This window comes from Serratia sp. EWG9, assembly GCF_019913725.1.
Classification (GTDB): domain Bacteria; phylum Pseudomonadota; class Gammaproteobacteria; order Enterobacterales; family Enterobacteriaceae; genus Serratia; species Serratia ureilytica.
On sequence record NZ_JADNRO010000007.1, the window covers coordinates 93,565 to 111,655 of the forward strand.

The 18,091-nt window shown below is 61.9% G+C and carries 23 protein-coding genes; 12 read left to right on the forward strand and 11 right to left on the reverse strand.

Translation table 11 applies throughout. From position 1 onward, the window contains the following. Positions 1 to 14 precede the first annotated feature (14 nt). From fliJ to sra, 10 genes are all read left to right on the forward strand, one after another. Entirely contained in the window at positions 15 to 461 is a 447-nt protein-coding gene (gene fliJ / locus ITX55_RS16480) for a flagellar export protein FliJ (protein WP_033643513.1), read from the forward strand. Then, complete coding sequence (locus tag ITX55_RS16485; RefSeq protein ID WP_108680979.1) at positions 458 to 1,687, forward strand: flagellar hook-length control protein FliK; 1,230 nt, start codon at positions 458 to 460, stop codon at positions 1,685 to 1,687. Before fliJ ends, ITX55_RS16485 begins: the two co-directional genes overlap by 4 nt. A gap of 165 nt (positions 1,688 to 1,852) precedes the next feature. After that, complete coding sequence (gene fliL / locus ITX55_RS16490) at positions 1,853 to 2,338, forward strand: flagellar basal body-associated protein FliL (RefSeq protein WP_033643515.1); 486 nt, start codon at positions 1,853 to 1,855, stop codon at positions 2,336 to 2,338. Positions 2,339 to 2,343: 5 nt separating this feature from the next. Continuing rightward, positions 2,344 to 3,348, forward strand: a complete 1,005-nt coding sequence (gene fliM / locus ITX55_RS16495) for a flagellar motor switch protein FliM (RefSeq protein ID WP_004934798.1) — start codon at positions 2,344 to 2,346, stop codon at positions 3,346 to 3,348. Then, on the forward strand, positions 3,341 to 3,757 hold the full coding sequence (gene fliN / locus ITX55_RS16500; RefSeq protein ID WP_004934799.1) for a flagellar motor switch protein FliN: 417 nt from the start codon (positions 3,341 to 3,343) through the stop codon (positions 3,755 to 3,757). Before fliM ends, fliN begins: the two co-directional genes overlap by 8 nt. After that, positions 3,757 to 4,161: a flagellar biosynthetic protein FliO gene (gene fliO, locus ITX55_RS16505; RefSeq protein ID WP_033650868.1), complete on the forward strand. Its 405-nt coding sequence runs from the start codon at positions 3,757 to 3,759 to the stop codon at positions 4,159 to 4,161. The genes fliN and fliO overlap by 1 nt, the downstream gene beginning before the upstream one ends. Further along, entirely contained in the window at positions 4,158 to 4,919 is a 762-nt protein-coding gene (gene fliP / locus ITX55_RS16510) for a flagellar type III secretion system pore protein FliP (protein WP_033632755.1), read from the forward strand. The genes fliO and fliP overlap by 4 nt, the downstream gene beginning before the upstream one ends. Positions 4,920 to 4,940: 21 nt before the next feature. After that, positions 4,941 to 5,210: a flagellar biosynthesis protein FliQ gene (gene fliQ, locus ITX55_RS16515; RefSeq protein ID WP_004934803.1), complete on the forward strand. Its 270-nt coding sequence runs from the start codon at positions 4,941 to 4,943 to the stop codon at positions 5,208 to 5,210. A gap of 2 nt (positions 5,211 to 5,212) precedes the next feature. Next, positions 5,213 to 5,995, forward strand: coding sequence for a flagellar biosynthetic protein FliR (fliR, locus tag ITX55_RS16520; protein WP_033632754.1), 783 nt, complete (start codon positions 5,213 to 5,215; stop codon positions 5,993 to 5,995). A 355-nt stretch (positions 5,996 to 6,350) separates the two neighbouring features. After that, positions 6,351 to 6,485: a stationary-phase-induced ribosome-associated protein gene (gene sra, locus ITX55_RS16525; protein WP_197755875.1), complete on the forward strand. Its 135-nt coding sequence runs from the start codon at positions 6,351 to 6,353 to the stop codon at positions 6,483 to 6,485. 272 nt (positions 6,486 to 6,757) lie between these two features. On the opposite strand, the gene flgL is transcribed toward sra, so the two are convergent. From flgL to flgB, 11 genes are all read right to left on the reverse strand, one after another. Continuing rightward, positions 6,758 to 7,717, reverse strand: coding sequence for a flagellar hook-associated protein FlgL (gene flgL, locus ITX55_RS16530; RefSeq protein ID WP_033643518.1), 960 nt, complete (start codon positions 7,715 to 7,717; stop codon positions 6,758 to 6,760). Positions 7,718 to 7,776: 59 nt separating this feature from the next. After that, positions 7,777 to 9,426: a flagellar hook-associated protein FlgK gene (flgK, locus tag ITX55_RS16535; protein WP_033643519.1), complete on the reverse strand. Its 1,650-nt coding sequence runs from the start codon at positions 9,424 to 9,426 to the stop codon at positions 7,777 to 7,779. Positions 9,427 to 9,632: 206 nt separating this feature from the next. After that, positions 9,633 to 10,577: a flagellar assembly peptidoglycan hydrolase FlgJ gene (gene flgJ / locus ITX55_RS16540; protein ID WP_033643520.1), complete on the reverse strand. Its 945-nt coding sequence runs from the start codon at positions 10,575 to 10,577 to the stop codon at positions 9,633 to 9,635. Continuing rightward, the gene (locus tag ITX55_RS16545; RefSeq protein ID WP_004934816.1) at positions 10,577 to 11,677 is read right to left on the reverse strand and encodes a flagellar basal body P-ring protein FlgI; all 1,101 of its coding nucleotides are present in this window, start codon (positions 11,675 to 11,677) and stop codon (positions 10,577 to 10,579) included. Before ITX55_RS16545 ends, flgJ begins: the two co-directional genes overlap by 1 nt. A 10-nt stretch (positions 11,678 to 11,687) precedes the next feature. Continuing rightward, the gene (gene flgH / locus ITX55_RS16550) at positions 11,688 to 12,389 is read right to left on the reverse strand and encodes a flagellar basal body L-ring protein FlgH (protein ID WP_004934817.1); all 702 of its coding nucleotides are present in this window, start codon (positions 12,387 to 12,389) and stop codon (positions 11,688 to 11,690) included. 83 nt (positions 12,390 to 12,472) lie between these two features. Continuing rightward, positions 12,473 to 13,255: a flagellar basal-body rod protein FlgG gene (flgG, locus tag ITX55_RS16555; RefSeq protein ID WP_004934819.1), complete on the reverse strand. Its 783-nt coding sequence runs from the start codon at positions 13,253 to 13,255 to the stop codon at positions 12,473 to 12,475. Positions 13,256 to 13,273: 18 nt separating this feature from the next. Next, a complete protein-coding gene (locus ITX55_RS16560) occupies positions 13,274 to 14,029 on the reverse strand; it encodes a flagellar basal body rod protein FlgF (RefSeq protein ID WP_033643521.1) in 756 nt (251 codons plus the stop codon). Between the two features lie 12 nt (positions 14,030 to 14,041). Then, positions 14,042 to 15,265: a flagellar hook protein FlgE gene (gene flgE / locus ITX55_RS16565; protein WP_033643522.1), complete on the reverse strand. Its 1,224-nt coding sequence runs from the start codon at positions 15,263 to 15,265 to the stop codon at positions 14,042 to 14,044. Between the two features lie 54 nt (positions 15,266 to 15,319). Then, a complete protein-coding gene (flgD, locus tag ITX55_RS16570; RefSeq protein ID WP_046896594.1) occupies positions 15,320 to 15,997 on the reverse strand; it encodes a flagellar hook assembly protein FlgD in 678 nt (225 codons plus the stop codon). A 12-nt stretch (positions 15,998 to 16,009) separates the two neighbouring features. Then, positions 16,010 to 16,414: a flagellar basal body rod protein FlgC gene (gene flgC / locus ITX55_RS16575; protein WP_004934826.1), complete on the reverse strand. Its 405-nt coding sequence runs from the start codon at positions 16,412 to 16,414 to the stop codon at positions 16,010 to 16,012. A gap of 5 nt (positions 16,415 to 16,419) precedes the next feature. Further along, positions 16,420 to 16,833: a flagellar basal body rod protein FlgB gene (gene flgB / locus ITX55_RS16580; protein WP_033643526.1), complete on the reverse strand. Its 414-nt coding sequence runs from the start codon at positions 16,831 to 16,833 to the stop codon at positions 16,420 to 16,422. 160 nt (positions 16,834 to 16,993) lie between these two features. Between flgB and flgA the strand changes: the two genes are divergently transcribed. Beyond that, positions 16,994 to 17,647, forward strand: a complete 654-nt coding sequence (flgA, locus tag ITX55_RS16585; RefSeq protein WP_033650864.1) for a flagellar basal body P-ring formation chaperone FlgA — start codon at positions 16,994 to 16,996, stop codon at positions 17,645 to 17,647. A gap of 129 nt (positions 17,648 to 17,776) precedes the next feature. Beyond that, on the forward strand, positions 17,777 to 18,088 hold the full coding sequence (flgM, locus tag ITX55_RS16590; protein WP_004934832.1) for a flagellar biosynthesis anti-sigma factor FlgM: 312 nt from the start codon (positions 17,777 to 17,779) through the stop codon (positions 18,086 to 18,088). The last annotated feature ends 3 nt before the right edge of the window (positions 18,089 to 18,091 follow it).

The following is an 18,091-nucleotide window of genomic DNA, read 5'->3' on the forward strand; positions in this document are numbered from 1 at the left end:
AGAGGCGCAGAGCGATGAAATCACAGTCACCCCTGATTACCCTGCGCGATCTGGCGCAGGACGCGGTGGAACAAGCCGCGCAACAGCTGGGCCAGGTTCGGCAGGCGCAGCAGGCGGCGGAGCAACAGCTGTCAATGCTGCTCAACTATCAGGACGAATACCGCCAGAAGCTGAATCATACGCTCTGCGACGGCATGGACAGCTCACGCTGGCAAAACTACCAGCAGTTTATCGGCACGCTGGAACAGGCCATCGACCAGCACCGCCAGCAGCTGCTGCAGTGGGGGCAGAAAGTGGATCATGCGGTGAAGCAATGGCAAGACAAACAACAGCGGTTGAACGCTTTCGAGACCCTGCATACCCGCGCCTTAAATGCGGAGCAGCAGCAGGAGAATAAACGGGATCAAAAACTGATGGATGAGTTCGCTCAACGCAGTGCACAAAGGAATATCAACCCATGAATCTGAACGCCCTGCCCGGCCTGGCCTTACCCGGCGATGCCGGCGGCCTGGCCGAACTGACGTCGGCGCTGGATGAGAGTCAACTGTCGACGGCATTCGCCCAGCTGCTCGGCGCGCGTTTCGCGCCCGCCGCCGATGGCAAACAGCCGCCGGTCGCGCTGAGCGCGGACGATGAACGCGCCCCGGCCCTGAGCCGCAACCAGCTCAATCAACTGCTGGCCGCCTTCGGCGAGCGCGGCGGCCTGCTGCAGAACCCGGCAATCTCAGCCGATGCGCTTTCATCTGAACGCCCCGAGGCCGATGCGCCCGTCGCCGGCGATAAACCGGCGCAGCCGCCGATCGCCGCGGCCAAAGAGCTGGATGCCGCGACGCTGCAGGCGCTGTACGCCATGCTGCCGGCCGCGATCGTCGCCCAGACTCAACCGGCCGACGGCCAGCGGCCGCTGCCGGTGGAAAACGCTGACGATGCGACTGCGCTGCAGCCCGGCAACGGCCTGCTGAACATCGCGGCGGCCGGTGATAACACCGCCGCGCGCTCGTCGGCGTCAGCCGCCACGACGGTGACAAACGCTAAAAACCCTGCCCCGGACGGCGATAGCGCCACGGCGGCGCTCCCGCAGCCGACCAGCGGCGAGCGCGCCAGTGCCGCTCAACCGCTGCCGGCGAGCGATACGCAGCAGCCGACGACGCTCAATCACGCCGTCGCCCTGGCCGCCGCCAGCCCCACGCAAACGGCCGCCCCGGCCGGCGCGCTGGTGACCGCACCGCCTACGCCGCAGTTAAACGCGCAGCTGGGCAGCCCGGAATGGCAGCAGGCGTTGAACCAACAGGTGCTGATGTTCCACCGCAACGGCCAGCAAAGCGCCGAGCTGCGCCTGCACCCGCAGGAGCTGGGCGCCTTGCAGATCACGTTGAAACTGGACGATCAGCAGGCGCAATTGCACATTGCCTCCGCCCACGGTCAGGTGCGTGCGGCGGTGGAAGCGGCGATGCCGCAGCTGCGTCACGCGCTGGCCGAGAGCGGCATCAACCTGGGGCAGAGCAGCGTGGGCGGCGAGTCCACCCCGCAATGGCAACAGGCGCAGCAGCAGGCTTCCAATGGCCAGGGGCGTTCCAGCTATGCTGAACACGCTGGCGGCGAGGCTGCGGCCGCGGACGGCGTCAGCGCGCCGGTGGCGTTGCAGCGCATGGCCAGCGCGGTCAACGGCGTCGATATTTTCGCCTGAGCCGCTGCAAACGCCCAAGCTGGCACCCATTTGCGCGTCTATTCAGGCTATTGCACGCCGCGATAGACGCGATAATACCTTTACATGTCATGCGTGCGGCTTTGCCGCGCGCTATGCCCGCCGCCACGCAGGCCGCGGGTGTAACAACAGGAATTAGATTTGGCTATGTCTCAGAACTCCCTTCCGGCAGCACCGAAACGTCCCCTTCTGGTCATCCTGCTGGTATTGATCAGCGTCGTCGCCTGTGGCGCCGCGGGCTACAGCTGGTGGCTGCTGCAACAGCATAAAAACGGCGCCGAACCGGCCGCCGTCAAACAGCAACCGCCGGCCGCGCCGGTGTTCATGCCGCTCGACACCTTTACCGTCAACCTGGTGACGCCGGACAACAACCCGGATCGCGTGCTGTATATCGGCCTCACGCTGCGCCTGCCGGACGAAAGTACCCGCCGTCAGCTGAACGATTTTCTGCCGGAGGTGCGCAGCCGCTTGCTGATGCTGCTTTCCCGTCAGGAAGCGAGTCAGTTGGCCAATGAACAAGGGAAGCAACAGCTGGTGGCGCAGATTAAGGACGTGCTCAGCCCGCCGCTGGTTAAGGGACAACCGAAGCAGGTGGTCAGCGACGTGCTGTTCACCGCCTTCATACTGCGGTAATCACTATGGGCGATAGCATTCTTTCACAGGCAGAGATCGACGCCTTGCTCAACGGCGACAGCGCGGGTGATGAACCCGAAGCGGTGGTCGGCAAAGAGAGCGAGGTCAAGCCTTACGATCCGAACACCCAGCGCCGCGTGGTGCGCGAGCGACTGCACGCGCTGGAAATCATCAACGAACGTTTTGCCCGGCAGTTCCGCATGGGGTTGTTCAACCTGCTGCGCCGCAGCCCGGACATTACCGTCGGCCCGATCAAAATTCAGCCGTATCACGAGTTCGCCCGCAACCTGCCGGTGCCGACCAACCTGAACCTGGTGCACCTGAATCCGCTGCGCGGCACTGCCCTGTTCGTGTTCGCGCCGAGCCTGGTGTTCATCGCCGTCGATAACCTGTTCGGCGGCGACGGCCGCTTCCCGACCAAGGTCGAAGGCCGCGAGTTCACCCCGACCGAACAGCGGGTGATCAAGCGCATGCTGCGCCTGGCGCTGGACGCCTACGGCGACGCCTGGAGCGCCATCTACAAGATCGACGTGGAGTACGTGCGCGCCGAAATGCAGGTGAAGTTCACCAACATCACCACCTCGCCGAACGACATCGTGGTCACCACGCCGTTCCAGGTGGAGATCGGCGCGCTGACCGGCGAGTTCAACATCTGCATTCCATTCGCGATGATCGAACCGCTGCGCGAACTGTTGACCAACCCGCCGCTGGAAAATTCGCGGCAGGAAGACAGCCACTGGCGCGAAACGCTGGTGAAGCAGGTGCAGCACTCCGAACTGGAGCTGATCGCCAACTTCGTCGATATCCCGATGCGGCTGTCGAAAGTCCTGAAGCTGCAACCGGGCGATGTATTACCGATAGACAAGCCGGAACGCCTGATCGCCCATGTGGACGGCGTACCGGTTCTGACCAGCCAATACGGCACGTTAAACGGGCAATACGCCCTGCGTGTTGAACATTTGATTAACCCTATTTTGAATGCTCTGAGTGAGGAACAGCCCAATGAGTGATCCTAAGCAACCGTCTGGCGAAGGAAAGGAATCCGTAGACGATCTGTGGGCTGATGCGTTTAACGAGCAGCAGTCTTCAGAGAAATCCGGCGCGAGCACCGAAGGGGTGTTCAAGTCGCTGGAAGCTCAGGATGCGCTCGGCAGCCTGCAGGATATCGACCTGATCCTGGATATTCCGGTCAAGCTGACCGTGGAACTGGGGCGCACCAAGATGACCATCAAAGAGTTGCTGCGCCTGTCGCAAGGCTCGGTGGTGGCGCTGGACGGCCTGGCCGGCGAACCGCTGGATATCCTGATCAACGGTTACCTGATCGCGCAAGGTGAAGTGGTGGTGGTGGCCGACAAGTTCGGCGTGCGCATCACCGACATCATCACCCCATCCGAACGCATGCGTCGACTGAGCCGCTGATGACCGCCGCGGCGCCCGTTACCGTCCAAAGCACCCAACCGCCCGCCGCGCCGGCCCTGCCGGCCGGTTCGGTGTTGATGCAGGTCAGCAGCGCGCTCGGCGGCATTCTGCTGCTGATCCTGCTGGCCGGTTGGCTGTTCCGTCGGCTGGGTTTCGCCCCGCAGGCGCGCAACAACAAACTGCTTAACCTGCGCGCCAGTTGCCAGGTCGGGCAGCGCGAGCGCGTGGTGGTGGTGGAAGTCGATGACACCTTGTTGGTATTGGGCGTCACCGCCCAGCAGATCACCCCGCTGCACACCCTGCCCGCTCCGCCGAAAGACGCAGGCGAGGCCGACGCGGCGACACCGGCGGACTTCCGCCAACTGATGCAAAAAGTTCTGAAACGCCCGGAAAAATCGGCATGACCTCGACTCTTCATACCCTCGTCCGCCGCCCGGCGGTTTGGCTCCCTGCCGCCCTGCTGTTCATCAGCCCGGCGGCTTTCGCGCAACTGCCGGGGCTGATCAGCCAGCCGCTGGCCAACGGCGGCCAGAGCTGGTCGCTGCCGGTGCAGACGCTGGTGCTGTTGACCTCGCTGACCTTCCTGCCGGCCATGCTGCTGATGATGACCAGCTTCACCCGCATCATCATCGTGCTCGGCCTGCTGCGCAACGCGCTGGGCACGCCGTCGGCGCCGCCGAACCAGGTGATGCTGGGGCTGGCGCTGTTCCTGACCTTCTTCATCATGTCGCCGGTGTTCGACAAGGTTTATCAGGATGCCTATCTGCCGTTCAGCCAGGACAAAATCGGGCTGGAAGTCGCGCTGGATAAAGGCGCGCAGCCGCTGCGCGAATTCATGCTGCGTCAAACGCGCGAAACCGATCTCGCGCTGTACGCCAGGCTGGCCAATCAGCCGCCGCTGGCCGGCCCGGAAGCGGTGCCGATGCGCATCCTGCTGCCCGCCTACGTCACCAGCGAACTGAAAACCGCCTTCCAGATCGGCTTTACGGTGTTCATTCCGTTCCTGATTATCGACCTGGTGGTCGCCAGCGTGCTGATGGCGCTGGGGATGATGATGGTGCCGCCCGCCACCATCTCGCTGCCGTTCAAGCTGATGCTGTTCGTGCTGGTCGATGGCTGGCAGCTGCTGCTCGGCTCGCTGGCGCAGAGCTTCTATTCGTAACCCCTGACCGGAGAAAGCGAGATGACACCTGAATCGGTTATGGCGCTCGGCACCGAGGCGATGAAAGTCGCGCTGGCGCTGGCCGCCCCGCTGCTGCTGGCGGCGCTGATCAGCGGCCTGGTCGTCAGCCTGCTGCAGGCCGCCACCCAGATCAACGAAATGACGCTGTCGTTCATCCCTAAAATTCTGGCGGTGGTGGCCACCATCATCATCGCCGGTCCCTGGATGTTGAATCTGTTGCTGGACTACATGCGCACCCTGTTCAGCAACCTGCCTACCCTGATCGGCTGACCGTGCTCACCTTCGACAGCGCCCAGCTCACCGTCTGGCTCAGCCACTACTTTTGGCCGCTGCTGCGCATTCTGGCGCTGATAAGCACCGCGCCGATATTCAGCGAAAAGCAAATCAGCAAAAAGGTCAAAATCGGCCTTGGCGGGCTGATCGTCATCCTGATTGCGCCGACGCTGCCCGCCAGCAATATTCCCATCTTCTCCGCCGCCGGCCTGTGGCTGGCGATTCAGCAGATTCTGATCGGCGTGGCGCTCGGATTGACCATGCAGTTCGCCTTCGCGGCGGTGCGCCTGGCGGGGGAAGTGATCGGCATGCAGATGGGACTGTCGTTCGCCACTTTCTTCGATCCCAGCGGCGGCCCGAACATGCCGGTGCTGGCGCGCCTGCTCAACCTGCTGGCGATGTTGCTGTTCCTCAGCTTTGACGGCCATCTGTGGCTGATTTCGCTGCTGGCGGACAGCTTCCATACCCTGCCGATCCAAACGCAGCCGCTGAACGGCAACGGCTTCCTGGTGTTGACTCAGGTCGGCTCGCTGATCTTCATCAACGGCATGATGCTGGCATTGCCGCTGATCTGCCTGCTGTTGACGCTCAACATGGCGCTCGGCCTGCTCAACCGCATGACGCCGCAGCTGTCGGTCTTCGTGATCGGTTTCCCGGTCACCATGACCTTCGGCATCATGACGCTGGGCATGATGATGCCGATGTTGGCGCCGTTCTGTGAGCACCTGTTCGGTGAAATCTTCGATCGACTGGCGGCGGTGATCGGCGGCATGACCTTCTGAGCCCCTGCGGCCCCTTCCTTTCCCCCTCTTCCGCCTGAGACAAAATGGCAATAAAAACGCTTTCTTGGGACAAAAGCCTGAGAAACGTCTTTTATCCGGATTAAGGTCCAAATGTCTCCGGCGGCTTGAATAAATAAAACCCCGACCTAAAATAGACCCGGTAGAAAAAATATCGCCCGCACCCCGTCAGTCGCCCGCGGCGATAATATAAACTTATTGGTTAGAGAAAAATAAAATAACGCAGCCGCGCAGAGTTAAATGCGCGGCAGATAACTTACCCCCTGAATAAATGCGTCCGGCAGCCTGCCGGCTGCAGGGCGCAGCATCGACCTTTGCTAACTACAGGAGCGAGATCATGATTAAAGCGAAAAGCAACCGCAAAGCACGCCGGTTATTCGGTATGGCCCACTGGAAAAGCAACAAATTTAAAGTTGCCATCAGCGAAACGGCCGCCGGTGAAAAATGGAAAGTGGTGAGGAAAAAGAAATAGCACCGATATTTATCGTCAGGGAAATAATATCCATCGTGATTTTTCCACCGCTGATTTCAATAATGTCATCGCGCATTAAACAGGGGTGACAATCGTATTATTTCTTCCCTGATGAAAAAAAGGCGCGTCACTCAGTCAGTAGTGGGAGAACGAGCGACGCGCCAAACGAGTGCGCCCGGTTTCAAGAAGCCTCCCTCCCCGCGGGGCGGAGAAGGCGTTTTCTAAGCGCACTAAAGGGAAACCCGTCGCGGTCAGGCAACGGGGTATTGCTCTTAACGATTCATCTGGAACAACGACATGCCCTGCATATCGCTGAAGGTTTTGTACGACGCCTGCAGCGCCGCCTGCTGCATGAAGTAGGACGAGATAGACTCGGCCAGGTCGGCATCCGTCAGCGCGCTCATCTGGATCTGATTGGTCATGTCACGCTCTTTACCGATGCTGTCCAACTGATCCATCTCCTGCAGCTGGCTGCCCAGCTCGGCGCGCACGCTCAGCACGTTGTTGTAGGAGTTGTCCAGACCGCGGTTGGCTTTCGCCAGCGCATCGTTCACCTGCTGCTTGGTGGCCTCGTCGGCGCCCTGCAGCGGGGTTTTCAGCGCGTTCAGCGCAATATCGATGCTCTCGAATACGTTGCTGACCGGCGCGCTGCCGTCCGGCTCGGGCTTCGGATTGCTGGTCAACGACATGAACACCGCGTTGCCGGTATGGCCGATGGTCATGGTGCGGTTAGCGTCCACTTTCTGCTCAACCGTCTTGTCGCCGCCCTGGTAACTGACGGTGCCGCCGTTGTCGACGAACGGCGCCTTGTCGTTCACATACCCGCCGAACATATAGCGGCCGTTGCCGTCGGTGCTGTTGGCCTGGTTCAGCAGCTGATCTTTCAACCCCTGCAGCTGGGTGGCCAGCGACTGGCGATCGTTATCGCTTTCGGTGCCGCCGGCGTTGACGATCAACGCCTTCATGTCCGCGATGGTGGAGGTCGCGCCGGCCAATACCGTTTCTTCCATCGACACGTTCTGACGGGCGAAGGTGCGCGCCAGCGTGTATTGACTGTTTTCCGCCTGCGACTGCGACAGCATCACCGCGCGCGACGCCGCCAACGGATCGTCGGACGGGTTGATCACTCGCTTGCCGGAGGAAAGCTGCTCGGCGGCCTTCATGAACAGCGACTGGTTGCCCGTGATGCCGTTCATGTTTTGTTGGTACATCATGCCGGTACTCATGCGCATGCTGTGGGTTCCTTACTCTGAGCGACCGGCGCCGTTATCGGCGCCGATTAACAATGAAATCAACGAATGTTCAGCAGCGCGTCGAACAGCGAGCTGGCGGTCTGAATCACCTGCGCGTTGGCCATGTAGTACTGCTGGAAACGCAGCAGTTCACCGTACTCTTCGTCAAGGTTGACGCCGGACATCGACTGCTGTTGCGCGCCCAGCTGGGTGACGATTTTGGCCTGCGACGTGGCGATGGCCTTGGCGGCGGCGGTCTGGTTGCCGACGCCGCTGACGATGCCGGCGTAAGCGCCGCTCAGGGTCGCTTTGCCGTCCACCAGGTTTTTGGTTTGCAGATCCAGCAGTTTCTTGGCGTTCTCGTTATCGCCGCGGCCGCTGTCGTCTTTACCGGCGGCGGCGATCTTGGACGAATCGGTGATGGCCACTTTCAGGTTGCCCGCCACGTCGCTGACCGGTTTCACGGTGAAGCTGTCTTTGGCCTGAGCATTGCCGTCGATGCTCACTTCCAACCCGTCGAAGTTCAGCGTCGGTTTACCGTCGGCGCTGGTGCCCGGCGTCGCGTTAACTTTCACGTTGTCCGGCAGGCGGCTGACCTGCCAGTTGCTGCCGTCGAACTCGACGCGATAATCGTTGGCCTTCACCTTGCCGGTATCGGTGTAAGAGACCGACAGCGACGCGTCGCCGGTGTTGCGGGTGTTATCCACCACTCGGCCGCCGCTGAAGCTGAAGAAGTCGCCGCCCGCGTCACCGTTCAGATCGAAGCCGGCGCGATGCTGTTGGTTAAAGCTGTCCGCCATCGCCAGCGCCAACTGGCCCAGCTGATTGCGCACGCCGTCCAGCGTTTCGCTGCGGAATTTCAGCACGCCGCTCAGCGTGCCGCTGGTGATCTGGCCTTCCGGCACTTCGCTGGCGCCGTTGCCGCGGTTATAGCCGATGGTCAGACGGGAAGGATCGCTGCTGGAAGGCACGGCTTCCACCTGATACGTATTGCTGCCCTGCACCAGGGTCAAACCGTTGGCGAAGGAAACGGTATAGGCGTCGCCGTCCTGTTGCGTGACCTGTACGCCCACCAGCTGGTTCAATTCGGTGACCAGCTGATCGCGCTGATCCAGCAACGCATTCGGTTCGCCGCCGGCGCTGCCGCGCAAACGGGTGATCTCGTCGTTCAGCTTGGCGATCTGTTGGCCGTAGCTGTTGATCTGCTGCGCCGTATCGCTGATCTGCTGATTGACGCCGTTGTCCATGTCGCGCAGGAATTTGTCGGTGTTGTTGAACTGGTTCACCAGGCCGTTGGCCTTGCCCAGCACCGTCTGGCGCGCGGCGTCGTCACCGGCGTTGCTCACCAGGTTCTGCAGGTTGGTAAAGAAATCCTGCATGTTGGTCGACAGCGGGTTGGTCTTGCTCGCCAACAGGTTGTCGATCTGCGAAATCTTCTCGTAATAGGCGTTTTGCGCCCCGAACGCGCTTTGCGCGCCGCGCAGCTGGTTGGTGATGAACTGGTTGTACTCGCGGTTAACGCTGGTGACGGTCACGCCGTTGCCGATAAAGCCGCTCATGGTGGCCATGCCGCCGTTCTGCGCCAGGATCGCGGTCTGACGGTTGTAGCCCGCCACGTTGTAGTTGGAGATGTTGTTGCTGACGGTACTGAGCGCCACCTGAGCCGCATTCAGCCCGCTCATCGCGGTATTGATTAAGCTATTGGACATCGGAATTCCTTATGCTGCGGCGCCGGTGGCCCACAGGGTTCTTAATTGAGCTGCTGAGCCTGTTCGCTCAGCCTGTTTCGGTTATCGGCAAAAATGAGAAGAACTTGAGGAAAAAAAGCGGCAATGCGGTCAGCATCCAGCGAGCCTCCATTGCCGCCTACCCCCTAAATAATTGGCGCCGCAGCGGCGTCAAGAATGACGGGGATTTAGAACAAATCTTTCAGATCGTGGGTGTAAGCTTTCACCGCCTGTTCCCCCGCGCTCTTCATCTGCTGAATCACGCTGACCAACTTGCTGGCGTACTGGGGATCGGTGGCGTACCCGGCGCGCTGCAGCGCATGCGCCGCCTGCTCCGGGCTGCGCGCGGCGGCCACGTCGGCGTAGCGCGGGTTGTTGGTCAGCAGTTTGACGTAATCGGCGATCGCTTCGACGTACGACCCGTAAACGCGGAACTTCGCCTTCACCTTCTTCGCCGCGCCCTGTTCGAACTCGGTGGTGGTGATCTCCGTCACCGGCCCGCTCCAGCTGCCGCCGGCCTTGATGCCGAACAGGTTGTAGCTCGGCGTGCCGTCTGAGGTTGGGATCTCGCGCTGCCCCCAGCCGGATTCCAGCGCCGCCTGCGCGACGATCAGCTGATGCGGAATGCCGCTCTGCTGGCTGGCGACCTTCGCCGGTATCGACAGACGAGCGACGAAGTTGCCGTTGTTGAGCGACAGCGGCGCGGCGGCCGGCGGGGCTTTCGGCATCGCGCGGCGCACCATCTGCTCCAGCGCCTGGTTCGGCAGCGTTTGCAGCACCTCGTTGTCCAGCGCCATCGGCGACATGCCCGCAGTTTCGCTCGGCACCGCGTTGGCGTTGCTCATCTGCTTGACCATCATGTCGGCCAGCCCCAGCCCTTTTTGCGACATCTGCTGGGCGATTTGCTGATCGTACATCGAGGTATAGAGCCGCGTTTGATCGCTGCTCAACACCCCGTCCTGCGGCAAGGCGGAACGCATGCTTTTCAGCATCATCTGCACGAACATGCCTTCCACCTGCTGGGCCACCTGCTTGAGGTTGCCCTGCGGGTCGGCCGCCGCGTCGCGCTTCAGGCCGTTCAGCGCCTGGGCGTCATAGGCCGCGCCCGACATCGCCATCAGATCGCCCGCCATCAGATGATTTCCAGCTTGGCGCGCAGGCAGCCGGCGCTCTGCATCGCCTGCAGGATCGACATCAGATCGATCGGCGTGGCGCCCAGCGCGTTCAGCGCGCGAATGACGTTGTTCAGGTTGGCGCTGGCGTTCACCTTCTGCAGCGACCCGCCCTGCTGTTGCACCGAAATCTGGGTGTTTGGCGTCACCACCGTTTGGCCGCCGCCGAACGGCGTCGTCGGTTGGCTGACGGTATTTTGCCGATCGACCACCACCGACAGGTTGCCCTGGGCGACGGCGCAGGAATCGAGGATCACATCGCGGTTCATCACCACCGACCCGGTGCGCGAGTTGATGATCACTTTGGCGTCCATTGCGCCGACGTTGACGGTGATGTTTTGAATCTCCGCCAGGAAGCGCACCTGAGAGCTGTTGCCCTGCGGCACCAGCACCTGGATCGTACGGGCGTCGAGCGGCGTCGCGGTGCCGCCGCCGCGTTGGCGGTTGATGGCGTCGCTGATCTGCTGCGCCAGCGTGAAGTCTTCGTCGTTCAGCTGCAGGTTGAGTACGCCGCCGCTGCCGAAGGTGGTCGGCAGCTCGCGCTCGATGGTGGCGCCGTTGCTGATGCGCCCGCCCGCCAGTTGGTTGACCTGCACGCTGCTGCCGCCGGCCGCCGCGCCCGCGCCGCCGACCAGCACGTTGCCCTGCGCCAGCGCATAGACCTGGTTATCCACGCCTTTCAGCGGCGTCATCAGCAGGGTGCCGCCGCGCAGGCTCTTGGCGTTGCCCATTGATGAGACCACCACGTCGATGTTCTGCCCGGCGCGCGAGAACGGCGGCAGTTTGGCGGTCACCATCACCGCCGCCACGTTTTTCAGCTGCATGTTGGTGCCCGGCGGCACGGTGATGCCCAGCTGCGACAGCATGTTGCTCAGGCTTTGGGTGGTGAACGGCGTCTGCATGGTCTGGTCGCCGGAGCCGTCCAGCCCCACCACCAGGCCATAGCCGATCAGGGCGTTGTCTCGCACGCCCTGCACCGTCACCAGATCGCGGATGCGCTCCGCCGCCGCCGGCAAGCACACCAGCCCGACGCACAGCGCGATAAACCATTTTTTCAGCATCAGTCAATCCTTAGAACGGTGAAACATTTAAGAAGAAGCGCTGCAGCCAGCCCATGGTCTGCGCTTCGTTGATATAGCCATTGCCGACGTATTCGATCCGCGCGTCCGCCACCTGCGTCGAGGTGACCGAGTTGTTGCCGCTGATGGTGCGCGGGTTGACGACGCCGGAGAAACGAATGAATTCGGTGCCCTGGTTGATGGCGATCTGCTTTTCCCCCACCACGTGCAGGTTGCCGTTGGCCAGCACCTGGTTGACCGTCACCGTAATGGTGCCGTTGAAGGTGTTGTTGGCGTTGGCCCCGCCCTTGCCGCCGAAGGTGCTGTCGCCGGAAATGTCCATATCGGCGCGCGCATTGCCCAACAGGCCGTCAAGGTAACGCGGCGAGGTGGCGACGCCGAACTTGCTGGCGCCGTTGCGGCTGGCATTGGCGGAGGAGCTCTTGCTGGCGCTGACGTTTTCCTGCAGCACGATGGTCAGGGTGTCGCCGACGTTGCGCGGACGGCGGTCTTCGAACAGCGGCTGATAGCCGTAGTTCATCGGCTGCACCGTCTGGAAGATCGAGCCGTTCGGCATCGGCGCGCTGGCCGGCGCGGGCTGCGCCGTGGTCGCACCGTCCACCAGCGGTTTATGCGGAATATAAGCGCAGCCGCTCAGCGTCAGCATCACCATTCCCGCCAGCCAGCGTTGTCCCTGCCGCGGCAGGATTGCCATCGAATATGTGGTTACCACGGGTATCGCCTTTGTTTCACGAAAGAGAATGACGGGCGCGGCAAGCCGGGCCCGTCAATGACAGATTACAGTTGCGTCAGCTTTTGCAGCATCTGATCGGAAGTCGATACCGCTTTGCTGTTGATCTCGTAAGCGCGCTGAGTCTGGATCATGTTGACCAGCTCTTCCGCCACGTTAACGTTGGAGGTCTCCACGTAGCCCTGATACAGCAGACCGGCGCCGTTCAGCCCCGGCGTGCTCTCGTTCGGCGCGCCCGAGCTTTCGGTTTCCTGATACAGGTTCTCGCCCACGCTCTCCAGACCGCTGTCGTTGACAAAGGTCGTCAGCGTCAGTTGACCCACCTGCTGGGCGGCGGTTTGCCCCTGCTGGGTGACGCTGACGATGCCGTCGCGGCCGACGGTGATGGACAGCGCGTTAGCCGGAATGGTGATCGCCGGCTGCACCTGGAAACCGCTGGAGGTGACCAACTGGCCGTTCTGATCGATCTGGAACGAGCCGTCGCGCGTGTAGGCCTGGGTGCCGTCCGGCAACATCACCTGGAAGAACCCCTGCCCCTTGATGGCGACGTCTTTGCTGTTGTTGGTCTGTGACAGGTTGCCCTGGCTGTGCAGCCGCTCGGTCGCCACCGGACGCACGCCGGTGCCGATCTGCAGACCGGAAGGCAGCGTGGTCTGCTCGGAGGACTGCGCCCCCGGCTGACGCATGGTCTGGTACAGCAGATCTTCAAATACCGCACGCTGGCGTTTGAAGCCGTTGGTGCTGACGTTCGCCAGGTTGTTGGCGATCACGTCCATGTTGGTCTGCTGCGCGTCCAGACCGGTTTTGGCAATCCATAAGGATGGAATCATCGGTTATTTCCTTGCTGCTTAGCTCACTGAGAGCAGTGAGTTGGCACGCTGTTCGTTTTCATCCACGCTGTGGATGACCTTCATTTGCATTTCAAAACGGCGGGCGTTGGCGATCATGTCTACCATGGTCTCCATCGGCTTGACGTTGCTGCCTTCCAGCACCCCGGGCATCACCCGCACCTGCGGATCGTTTTGCAACTGATTGCCGCGCAGCTGTTGGGTTTCCGGCGTCAGGCGGAACAGCCCGTCGTCACCGCGCATCACTTCACGCGCGTCGGCTTTCACCAGCTTCAGGCGGCCGATCTGCGCGATGGTGTTCGGCGGATCGCCGGCGTTCAGCGCTGAAATGGTGCCGTCGGCGGCGATGGTGATCTCCGCCGACGGCGGCACCTCGATCGGCCCCCCATCGCCCATCACCGGCAGCCCCTGCACCGTCAACTGCCCGGTGGAGGAGATCTGGATGTTGCCGTTGCGGGTGTAGGCTTCACCGCCGCCCGGCAGGCTCACCGCCAGGAAACCGTCCTGCTGCAGCGCCACATCCAGCGGGCGCGCCGTATAGTTCAGCGCCCCCTGGCTCATGTCAGCGCCCGGCGTCGACGCGGCCACCAATGTGCGCGTCGCCAGGCTCGGCCCGTCAACCGGCACCGCGCGCAGCGCGGCGAGCTGGGCGCGAAAGCCCGGCGTCGACGCGTTGGCCAGGTTGTTGGCGGTAATGGACTGCTGCTCCAGCGTTTGGCGAGCCGCGCCCATCGCGGTATAAATCGCGTGATCCATAACTCGACCCTATTAGCGCAGGCTAACCAACGTCTGCAGAATGGAGTCCTGCGTCTTGATGGTCTGGGCGTTGGACTGATAGTTACGCTGTGCGACGATCATGTTCACCAGCTCCTGGCTCAGATCGACGTTGGAAGACTCCAGCGCGCCGCTGGTCAGCTTGCCTAAGCCGCCGCCGCCCGCAAGACCGACGCGCGGCTGGCCGGACGCGCCGGTTTCCTGCCAAACGTTATCGCCCTGCGACGCCAGTCCTTCCGGGTTGGAGAAGTTAGCCATGACGATCTGGCCCAACAGCTGGGTTTGCTGGTTGGAGTAGACGCCCACGATGGTGCCGTCGTTGTTGATCTGATAGCCCGTGTATTCACCGGCGGCATAACCGTCCTGCGATACCTTGCTCACCGAGTCGCTGCTCACGTTCTGCTGCATGCTGCCGGCGAAGCTCAGGGTGAAGTTTTGCGCCGGCGCGCCGTCTTTGGCGGTCATCGGGATCACCATGCTGAACTCGCCCGGCGCGCCGTTGGTGCTGGTGGTTTTCACCAGGGTACCGCTGGTGCTGAACTCCATGGTGCCGGCGTTCACTGGCGCTGCGCTGCCGTCCTGGGTGTAGACCTGCCATTTATTGTCTTCGGTCTTCACGAAGTAAGCGTTGATGTTGTGCGCGTTACCCAGCGAGTCGTAGGCGGTGATGGTATTGGTATAGTTGTAGCTGTCCTGTTTGGTCGGATCGAAGGTCTTGTTTTCCGGCACCTTATGGGTCGACATCAGGTTGGCGACCATCTGGCCGGAAGTGGACGCTTTCGCGTTCATCATGCCTTCAGGAATGCTCAGCGGCACCGGGTTGGCGCCCTGCTGAATGGTCGGCGGGGAGCCGGCCGCCGGATAGCCGGTCAGCTGCAGACCCTGCATGTTGGTCAGATTGCGGTTCTCGTCCAGCTTGAACTGGCCGTTGCGGGTATAGAAGATGCCGCCGTCTTTATCCTGCATGCGGAAAAAGCCGTTGCCGTTGATGGCCACATCCAATGAACGGCTGGTGCCGGTGGTGGTGCCGCCCTTGAAGTTCTGGGTGATGCCGGACACTTTAACGCCCAGACCGACCTGTGAACCGGCGAACATGTCGGCAAAGGAGACGCTGCCGGATTTGAAGCCCGCAGTCGCGGAGTTGGCGATGTTGTTACCGATCACGTCCAGGTTGGTTGCTGCCGCGTTCAAGCCGCTGACTGCCTGAGAAAAAGCCATGTTATTCTCCGAATAGTGGTCAGGCTATCGTCCGATTGAGCCTGATGCTTAGGGTTATAAGATCTGTCGCACGTCTTCCAGGGTGGCGTTGCCCGCCAGACCGAGATCCAGCTTGGCGCCGTTGCCGTCGCGGATCACGCCGTTCACCAGGCCGAAGTGCAGGCTGCGCGCCACCAACTGCTCGCCGTTGCCTTTGGCGTTAATCGCCACTTTGTAGGCGCCGTCGGGCGCGGTGGAGCCGTCATCCAGCGAACCGTCCCAGGTGAAGGCATGTACGCCGGCGGTCAGACCGCCGATTTCGATGGTGCGCACCACCTGCCCGCTGGCGTTGGTGATGGTGGCGGTTACCTGGTCGGCGGCGCGCTCCAGTTCCACGCCGAACGGCGTGGTGCTGACTTTGCCGTCCTTGCTGCCGACCAGAATGTTGCTGCCCGGCACCATCACGCCGTGGCCGATCAGCGCGGTGGCCTGCAGCGACTGATTGCTGTTGATCTGGCCGGAGATCGACCCCAGCGTGGTGTTGAGTTTTTCGATGCCCTGAACGGTGTTGATCTGCGCCAGCTGCGAGGTCAGTTCGTTGTTCTGCATCGGATTGGTCGGATCCTGGTTTTTCAACTGCGCCACCAGCAGCGTCAGGAAGCTGTTGTGCAGATCCTGGCTGTTGGTATTTTTGCTGTTGTTACCGATGACGGTGTTGTCCAACGACTCGTTCGTGGTTGCGGCGATAGCCATGGGAACCTCCGGTTACTGACCCAGCGTCAGGGTTTTCATCATCATCGACTTGGTGGTGTTAAGCACCTCGACGTTGGCCTGATAGCTGCGGGAAGCGGAGATGGTGTTGACCATTTCCCCCACTACGTCGACGTTCGGCATGCGCACATACCCCTTGGCGTCCGCCAGCGGGTTGCCCGGCTGATACACCAGACGCTCGGGCGCCGGATCGTCCACCACCTGGGCAACGCGCACGCCGCCGGTCGGCTGTCCCGGCGCCGCCGCGACCTGGAACACCACCTGCTTGGCGCGGTAAGGTTCGCCGTCCGGGCCGGTCACGCTGTCGGCGTTGGCCATGTTGCTGGCGCTGACGTTCATGCGCTGGGATTGCGCCGATAACGCCGAGCCGGAGATATCAAAAATATTCAGTAAAGACATGTGCCTTATCCTTGTTGCAGTACGGACATCATCCCTTTGATCTGACCGTTGAGCAGCGTCAGGTCGGTCTGATATTTCAGGCTGTTATCGGCAAAGTTGGTGCGTTCGCGATCCATGTCCACCGTGTTGCCGTCCATCGACGGCTGATCCGGCACCCGGAACAGCAGATCGAGCTGCGGCGGCTGCAGGGTCTGCGCCGGGATATGGCGCGCCGCCGTCAGGTTGAGCGCCATGCCGTTGCCGCTGACGCGCCCCTGCTCCATCACTTTGTTCAATTGGCTGGCGAAATCGATATCCCGCGCCTGATAACCCGGTGTGTCTGCGTTGGCGATGTTGGCGGCCAGAATTTCCTGCCGCTGGGCGCGCAAGTTCAGCGCCTCTTGGCCAAAGCGCAGAGCCGCGTCCAGTTTGTCGAGCATGCTCCCTCCGCGAGGTTAGAATTTGGAGTCGACAGCATAAACGCCCCCCGCGCTACCCTATCGCGGGAATAAACGCAAAATGGGGCGCTATTTATCTGCTTAGCCTGCGCGCGCTGCGGGTACACTTACGCGTATCCCGATGAAGCTTGAGAAGATGACGATGAAAGGTAAAATGCTGCTGCTTATCGGCCTGCTGTGCAGTCTGAACGCGCGCGCCGACGATCTGGCGACGCAAATCGAAAGCTTCATCCAAGGCAAGTTCAGCGGCGAACCGGTGCAGGTAAAAGTGCGGGTGCGCACGCCGCCGAACCAATGGCCCGCTTGCGAACTGCCGCAGCTGTCGCTGCCGCCCAACGCGCGGATCGGCGGCAACGTCAGCATTTCGGCGCGCTGTGGCCAGGAGCGGCGTTTTATCCAGACGCAGGTGCAGGTGTTCGGCCGCTATCTCGTTTCGGCGCGCGGCATCACCGCCGGCAGCCGGTTGACGGCGGCGGACCTGACGTTGAAAGAAGGTCGGCTCGATACCCTGCCGCCGCGCGCGCTGACCGAAGCGGGCAAAGCGTTAGGCGCCGTCAGCCTGCGCAACATCAGCCCCGGCCAGCCGCTGACCCTCGCCATGCTGCGCCGGGCCTGGATTATCAAGGCCGGGCAACCGGTGCAGGTCAATGCACAGGGCGAAGGATTCAGCATTAGCGGCGCGGGCAAGGCGATGAACAACGCCGCCGCCGAAGACAGCGTGCGCGTGCGCATGGCGTCCGGGCAAATCGTCAGCGGCGTGGTCGGGGACGACGGCGCGATTCGCATTACGTTATAAAAAAGTAAAGGTTCCGCAAACCTTGCCGATAAGACAAATCAAGCAGCATTTTATTGGCCATCAGGGCCGCAACACTTTCATTGCAGCGTCGTCGCCCGAGAGCGGTCACGGCGTAAACGGAGATGGACCATGAGTATCGATCGCACCCAGCGGTTACAGCCGGTTTCCACTGTGCAACCGCGTGAAACCCCGGCCGACAACCCGCTCCAGCCGCGTAAGGCCGCCGTGGCCGAAACCGCCGTCAGCGGTACGCAGGTCAAACTGAGCGAGGCGCAGGCGCGCCTGATGCAGCCGGGCACCCAGGATATCGATATGGGCCGGGTCGAGGCCATCAAGCAGGCGATCCGCAACGGTGAACTGAAGATGGACGCCGGCAAAATCGCCGACGCACTGCTGCAAGACGCGCAGAGCGATGTTCAATGGATCGCCGGACGCGACTGACAA